This is a genomic window from Trabulsiella odontotermitis (assembly GCF_001188485.1).
GTDB lineage: Bacteria > Pseudomonadota > Gammaproteobacteria > Enterobacterales > Enterobacteriaceae > Trabulsiella > Trabulsiella odontotermitis_A.
This window is the reverse complement of sequence record NZ_JNGH01000082.1, coordinates 46,452-53,765: the sequence shown is the minus strand read 5'-3', so window position 1 is coordinate 53,765 and position 7,314 is coordinate 46,452. Positions and strand designations below refer to the sequence as shown.

At 57.2% G+C, this 7,314-nt stretch carries 2 protein-coding genes and 5 pseudogenes; 6 read left to right on the top strand and 1 reads right to left on the bottom strand.

The annotated features are described in order from the left end of the window. Positions 1 to 920: YhdP family protein (locus GM30_RS10390; protein WP_274519052.1), on the top strand; the 920-nt coding region annotated here is incomplete at its 5' end. A gap of 88 nt (positions 921 to 1,008) precedes the next feature. Beyond that, a pseudogene (tldD, locus tag GM30_RS10385) lies at positions 1,009 to 2,461 on the top strand (metalloprotease TldD). Here tldD and GM30_RS10380 read toward each other — a convergent pair. Then, positions 2,437 to 3,251, bottom strand: a pseudogene (locus GM30_RS10380) (HTH-type transcriptional activator AaeR); the annotation flags it as partial. The pseudogenes tldD and GM30_RS10380 sit on opposite strands and share 25 nt — an antisense overlap. Before the next feature lie 127 nt (positions 3,252 to 3,378). Between GM30_RS10380 and aaeX the strand changes: the two are divergent. From aaeX to aaeB, 4 genes and pseudogenes are all read left to right on the top strand, one after another. Then, positions 3,379 to 3,582: a p-hydroxybenzoic acid efflux pump operon protein AaeX gene (gene aaeX / locus GM30_RS10375; protein WP_049848560.1), complete on the top strand. Its 204-nt coding sequence runs from the start codon at positions 3,379 to 3,381 to the stop codon at positions 3,580 to 3,582. Between the two features lie 7 nt (positions 3,583 to 3,589). Then, a pseudogene (locus GM30_RS27915) lies at positions 3,590 to 4,528 on the top strand (p-hydroxybenzoic acid efflux pump subunit AaeA); the annotation flags it as partial. Positions 4,529 to 4,752: 224 nt separating this feature from the next. Then, a pseudogene (locus tag GM30_RS28210) lies at positions 4,753 to 4,965 on the top strand (p-hydroxybenzoic acid efflux pump subunit AaeA); the annotation flags it as partial. A 5-nt stretch (positions 4,966 to 4,970) separates the two neighbouring features. Then, a pseudogene (gene aaeB / locus GM30_RS28205) lies at positions 4,971 to 7,197 on the top strand (p-hydroxybenzoic acid efflux pump subunit AaeB). The last annotated feature ends 117 nt before the right edge of the window (positions 7,198 to 7,314 follow it).

Below are 7,314 nucleotides of genomic sequence, written 5' to 3'. Positions count from 1 at the left end.
CGATTCGATATCTCTATTACAACCCATCGTCAGCGAAGGGCGATTCCCCCGAGAGCACGTTGCTGGGCGGCCAACGTGTTAACTTCCAGAACTGGCCCGCGCTTCAGCTCCGCTGTACGGAATGCTGGCTGTGGGGGCAAAAATATGGTCGCATTGACGGTGACTTTAGCGTCAATGGCGACACGCTGAGCCTGACGGGCGGCGTGCTGGACACCGGTTTTGGTCACATCACCGCCAGCGGCGTATGGGTCAACGGGCAGACGGGCCAGCGCACCTCGCTGAAGGGCAAAGTGCGTGGCGATAAAGTCGACGCCGCGACGAACTTCTTTGGCGTCGAGACGCCGATCCGCGGTTCCTCGTTTACCACCGATTATGATCTCCACTGGCGTGCAGAGCCGTGGAAACCGGACGTCGCCTCCCTCAACGGCATTATTAAAGCGCGGCTCGGGAAAGGGGAATTCACCGATCTCAGCAGCGGCCACGCCGGGCAACTGTTGCGTCTGCTCAGTGTCGATGCGCTGCTGCGTAAACTGCGCTTCGACTTCAGCGATACGTTCAGCGAAGGCTTCTGGTTTGATTCGATTCGCAGCACCGCGTGGATTAAAGACGGCATTCTGCATACCGACGACACGCTGGTGGATGGCCTCGAGGCTGACATCGCGATGAAAGGCTCGGTGAATCTGGTGCGTCGAGAGCTGGATATGGAAGCCGTCGTCGCCCCTGAAATCTCCGCCACCGTCGGCGTTGCCGCCGCGTTTGCCGTCAATCCGATCATCGGTGCCGCGGTGTTTGCCGCCAGTAAAGTGCTTGGTCCGCTGTGGAGTAAAGTCTCCATTCTGCGCTACCGCATCACCGGCCCGGTAGATAAACCGCAGATCAACGAAGTGCTGCGCCAGGCGCGCAGCGAGACAACGCAATGATTTGACGTGAGCTTTGAATTGCCTCACTCTCAATAGATAAAATCTTTCATACCGTCGCGCTGAGCGGCAACCGAAGAGTAGCATAACGATGAGTCTGAACCTGGTAAGTGAACAACTACTATCGGCAAATGGCCTGAATCATCAGGATTTGTTTGCCATTCTTGGTCAACTGACGGAGCGTCGTCTCGATTACGGCGATCTCTATTTCCAGTCGAGCTATCACGAGTCCTGGGTTTTAGAAGACAGCATCATTAAAGACGGTTCGTATAACATCGATCAGGGCGTCGGCGTCCGCGCCGTGAGCGGCGAAAAAACCGGTTTCGCCTATGCCGATCAGATCAGCAAACTGGCGCTGAAAAACAGTGCCGAAGCCGCACGTACCATTGTGCGCGAGCATGGCGACGGCAAAGTGAATACCCTTGGTGCCGTGGAACATCAGCCGCTTTATACCTGCCTTGATCCACTGCAGAGCATGAGCCGTGAAGAGAAGCTGGACATTCTGCGCCGCGTCGACAAAACCGCCCGTGCGGCGGATAACCGCGTGCAGGAAGTGTCTGCCAGCCTGACCGGCGGACGGCACGCTGGCCGCCGATGTGCGTCCACTGGTGCGTCTCTCCGTCAGCGTGCTGGTGGAAGAGGACGGTAAACGCGAGCGCGGCGCCAGCGGTGGTGGCGGTCGTTTTGGCTATGACTATTTCCTCGCCGACCTCAACGGCGACGTGCGTGCCGACGCCTGGGCGAAAGAAGCGGTGCGCATGGCGCTGGTGAATCTCTCCGCTGTTGCGGCGCCTGCAGGCACCATGCCGGTCGTGCTGGGCGCGGGCTGGCCTGGCGTGCTGCTGCATGAAGCGGTCGGTCACGGCCTGGAAGGCGACTTCAACCGCCGTGGCACGTCGGTATTCAGCGGTCAGATGGGGCAACTGGTGGCGTCTGAGCTGTGTACCGTGGTCGATGACGGCACGATGATCGATCGCCGTGGTTCCGTCGCCATTGACGATGAAGGTACGCCGGGGCAGTACAACGTATTGATTGAAAACGGTGTGCTGAAAGGCTACATGCAGGACAAGCTCAACGCGCGTCTGATGGGCGTGGCGCCGACCGGCAACGGTCGTCGTGAATCCTACGCGCATCTGCCGATGCCGCGCATGACCAACACCTATATGCTCGCCGGGAAATCCACGCCGCAGGAAATTATCGAATCCGTTGAATACGGCATTTTCGCGCCGAACTTTGGCGGCGGTCAGGTGGACATCACCTCCGGCAAATTTGTCTTCTCTACCTCAGAAGCGTATCTGATCGAGAACGGCAAAGTGACCAAACCGGTGAAAGGTGCGACGCTGATTGGCTCCGGTATCGAAGCCATGCAGCAGATTTCGATGGTCGGTAATGACCTGAAGCTGGACAACGGCGTCGGCGTTTGCGGCAAAGAAGGGCAGAGTCTGCCGGTGGGTGTGGGCCAGCCGACGCTGAAGGTCGATAACCTGACCGTCGGNNCCCCCCCCCCCTGCTGCAAATTCCCTCGCCCGTGCATTCCCTGGTAAAGCTGCGACACCCCAACGAAATAATCCGTCAGCGCGTTGATGCAAACCTGCACTTTCAGCGGCAGCTTATCTTTCTCGGTATACAGCGCATACACCGGTCGCGGGTCAGACTGATAGCGCGGCAGCAGTGTTTCCAGCACGCCCTGGTTGATCTCGTTGATCACCCACATCAGCGGCACGTACGCAATGCCCGCGNATTGTCCGGACGCACGCTATATTCAAGCCATGAATGGCTGGCAAGATCGGCGGGTTTCTCCGGCGTACCGGCTTGTTGCAGATAGCTTTTGGCGGCGCAGAGCACCATTGGCATTGAGCCAAGGCGGCGGGAAAACAGGCTGGAATCCTGTAGCGCGCCGACGCGGATCACCACGTCGAGACCGTCGGCGATGAGATCCGGCGCGGGGATGCCGGTGACCAGATTGATGGTCAGTCCCGGATGCTCTTTCAGCATTTCTGCGGTGATATTGGCGAGCACATTTTGTGCCATCGTTGAAGAACAGCCGATGCGCAGGGTACCGATGGGCGTATTGTTAAAGGCGTAAAGCTGCTCGTGCACGTCCTGCACTTCGTGCAGCATCCGTCGGCAGCCCTGGTAGTAAATTTTACCCGCTTCTGTCAGGCCAATGCTGCGCGTGCTGCGGTTTAGCAGCTTCACCTGCAACTCATCCTCCAGTTTCGACACCGTCTGGCTGACAGAGGAGACGCTCATTTGTAGCTGTCGTGCTGCCGCAGTGAAGGAGCCAAACTCGACCACTTTGGCAAACACCGTCATGCGTTTTAGTCTTTCCATTATTCACTCTGGCTTAAAAGTGATTTAGATCACATATCGTAGATAAGAGGATAACAGTTACGTTAATATACTGTTAGCTGAATAATAAAAAGCATCGCTACTCACCTGCTCCCAAATCAAGGTCAACATGAGTCTGTTCCCCGTCATTGTGATTTTCGGTCTGTCATTTCCGCCGATCTTCTTTGAATTACTGCTGTCGCTCGCCATCTTCTGGCTGCTTCGCCGGGTGCTTATCCCCACCGGAATCTATGATTTTGTCTGGCACCCCGCGCTGTTCAATACGGCGCTGTACTGCTGTCTTTTTTATCTGATATCGCGTTTGTTCGTTTGAGGTCGCTGTGAAAACACTAACAAGAAAAATCTCCCGTACGGCCATCACACTGATACTGGTTATCCTGGCGTTTATGGCTATTTTCCGTGCCTGGGTCTATTACACGGAATCGCCGTGGACGCGTGACGCGCGCTTCAGCGCTGACGTCGTTGCCATCGCCCCGGACGTCGCCGGTCTCATCACTGAGGTGAATGTCAAAGATAACCAACTGGTGAAGAAAAACCAGGTGTTGTTTGTCATCGACCAGCCGCGCTACCAGAAAGCGCTGGAAGAGGCCGAAGCGGATGTCGCCTATTACCAGGCGCTGGCTAACGAGAAACGCCGGGAGGCGGGGCGTCGTAATCAGTTAGGTATTCAGGCGATGTCGCGGGAAGAGATTGATCAGGCAAACAACGTGCTACAAACCGTTCAGCATCAGCTGGCGAAAGCACAGGCCTCGCGCGATCTGGCGCGTCTTGATCTGGAGCTGGAAGAGGCTGAAGCGGATGTCGCCTATTACCAGGCGCTGGCTAACGAGAAACGCCGGGAGGCGGGTCGTCGTAATCAGTTAGGTATTCAGGCGATGTCGCGGGAAGAGATTGATCAGGCAAACAACGTGCTGCAAACCGTCCAGTATCAGCTGGCGAAAGCACAGGCCTCGCGCGATCTGGCGCGTCTGGATCTGGAACGCACCACCATCCGCGCCCCTGCGGACGGCTGGATCACTAACCTGAACGTCTACACCGGTGAGTTTATCACCCGCGGTTCGACGGCAGTGGCGCTGGTAAAAGAAGGTTCATTTTATGTCATGGCCTACATGGAAGAGACCAAACTGGAAGGTGTGCGCCCGGGCTATCGCGCGGAAATTACCCCGTTAGGCGGCTCGGTGGTGCTGAAAGGCACTGTAAACAGCGTGGCTGCGGGCGTAACCAGCGCCAGCAGCAGCAATGACGCCAAAGGCATGGCGNNAACCTGAACGTCTACACCGGTGAGTTTATCACCCGCGGTTCGACGGCAGTGGCGCTGGTAAAAGAAGGCTCGTTTTATGTCATGGCCTACATGGAAGAGACCAAACTGGAAGGTGTGCGCCCGGGCTATCGCGCGGAAATCACCCCGTTAGGCGGCTCGGTGGTGCTGAAAGGCACCGTAAACAGCGTGGCGGCAGGCGTAACCAACGCCAGCAGCAGCAATGACGCTAAAGGCATGGCAACCGTCGACTCCAACCTCGAATGGGTTCGCCTGGCGCAGCGCGTGCCGGTGCGTATTCAGCTCGATCAGCAGCGCGGCAATCTGTGGCCTGCCGGGACGACTGCCACGGTTGTGATTACCGGTGCCAAAGACCGCGACGAGCGTCAGATGACGTTTTTCCAGAAACTGGCGCTGCGCCTGCGTGAGTTCGGTTAATCGTCATGGGCATTTTTTCTATCGCCAGCCAGCATATTCGCTTTGCGCTTAAGCTTGCCTGCGCGATTGTACTGGCGCTGTTTGTCGGCTTTCACTTCGAACTGGAAACGCCGCGCTGGGCGGTGCTGACCGCGGCGATTGTCGCAGCGGGCCCGGCGTTTGCCGCCGGGGGCGAGCCGTATTCCGGCGCCATCCGTTATCGCGGCATGCTGCGTATTATCGGGACGTTTATAGGCTGTATCGCTGCGCTGACCATCATCATTCTGATGATCCGTGCTCCGTTGTTGATGATTCTGGTGTGCTGCGTCTGGGCCGGTTTCTGTACCTGGATCTCCTCCCTGGTGCGCGTGGAAAACTCTTACGCCTGGGGGCTGGCAGGGTACACCGCGCTCATTATTGTGATCACCATCCAGACCGAGCCGCTGTTGACGCCGCAGTTCGCGGTGGAGCGCTGCAGCGAGATTGTGATCGGCATTGTCTGTGCGATCGTCGCCGATCTGCTGTTTTCCCCGCGATCGATCAAACAGGAGATCGACCGCGAACTCGACGCACTGCTGGTGGCGCAGTATCGGTTGATGCAGCTGTGTATCCGTCACGGCGACAGCGAAGAGGTGGACAAAGCCTGGAGTGCGCTGGTGCGCCGCACTCAGGCACTGGAAGGGATGCGCCGCAACCTGCATATGGAATCTTCGCGCTGGGCCAAAGCCAACCGTCGCCTGAAAGCGCTGAACACCCTTTCGCTGACGCTTATCACTCAGGCGTGCGAAACCTACCTGATTCAGAATACCCGCCCGGAACTGATCACCGACGCCTGGCGAGAGCTGTTTGATGAGCCGGCCGACACACCGCAGGATGTACATAAACAGCTCAAACGCATGCGTCGCGTGCTGGTGTGGACGGGTGAGCACGATACGCCGGTAACGATTTACAGCTGGATTGGCGCGGCCACGCGTTATCAGTTGCTTAAGCGCGGCGTGATCAGCAATGCCAAAGTCAGCGTCCGCGAAGAAGAGATTTTGCAGGGGGAAGTGGTGGTGCGCGCGGAATCCGCCGAACGCCACCATGCAATGGTCAACTTCTGGCGTACCACGATTTCCTGTGTGCTCGGTACGCTGTTCTGGCTGTGGACAGGCTGGACATCAGGTAGCGGTGTGATGGTGATGATTGCCGTGGTGACGTCGCTGGTGATGCGTCTGCCGAACCCACGCATGGTGGCGATTGACTTTATTTACGGCACGCTGGCTGCGCTGCCGCTGGGATCGCTGTTTTTCCTGGTGATCATCCCCTCGACGCAGCAAAGCATGCTGCTGCTGTGCATCAGCCTTGCGGTGCTGGCATTCTTTATTGGGATCGAGGTGCAGAAACGGCGGCTGGGCTCGCTGGGGGCGCTGGCGAGTACCATTAACATTATCGTGCTCCTGCCGCTGGGATCGCTGTTTTTCCTGGTGATCATCCCCTCGACGCAGCAAAGCATGCTGCTGCTGTGTATCAGCCTTGCGGTGCTGGCATTCTTTATTGGGATCGAGGTGCAGAAACGGCGGCCGGGGGCGCTGGGGGCGCTGGCAAATACCATTAACATTATTGCGCTGGATAACCCGATGACCTTCCATTTCAGCCAGTTCCTCGACAGCGCGCTGGGGCAACTGGTGGGCTGTTTCCTGGCGTTTATGGTGATCCTGCTGATCCGCGATAATTCGCAGGCGCGCACCGGTCGTGTGCTGCTGAACCAGTTTGTATCGGCGGCGGTGTCGGCGATGACCACCAATACGGCGCGTCGAAAAGAAAACCGGCTTCCGGCGTTGTATCAACAACTGTTTTTGCTGCTGAACNGCGGTGTCGGCGATGACCACCAATACGGCGCGTCGAAAAGAAAACCGGCTTCCGGCGTTGTATCAACAGCTTTTTTTGCTGTTGAATAAATTCCCCGGCGATCTGGCGAAATTCCGTCTCGCACTGACGCTGATTATTGCCCATCAGCGCCTGCGCGATGCGCCGGTGCCCGTTAATGACGATCTCTCGGCGTTTCACCGTCAGTTGCGTCGCACTGCTGATCAGGTGATTGCCGCCAATAACGATGTGAAGCGTCGCCGCTACTTTACGCAACTGCTGGAAGAGCTCGACATCTATCAGGAAAAACTGCGAACCTGGGACGCGCCGCCGCAGGTGACCGAACCGGTCAGGTGGCTGGTGGGTATGCTGAACAAATACCAGAATGCGCTGACCGATAACTAACCACTGAAAACCGACGCCAGAAGCGTAATGTCGATCAGCTAAGGATCAGTTGAACGATTTGGTAGTTATGTAAGAATCTGTAATCGCACAAGGATTACGGATTTTTTTATGCTTCTC

Excerpts from the sequence above, each read along its gene's own strand:
- aaeX (WP_049848560.1), top strand. The coding sequence starts at position 3,379 with ATGAGTCTGTTCCCCGTCATTGTGATTTTCGGTCTGTCATTTCCGCCG.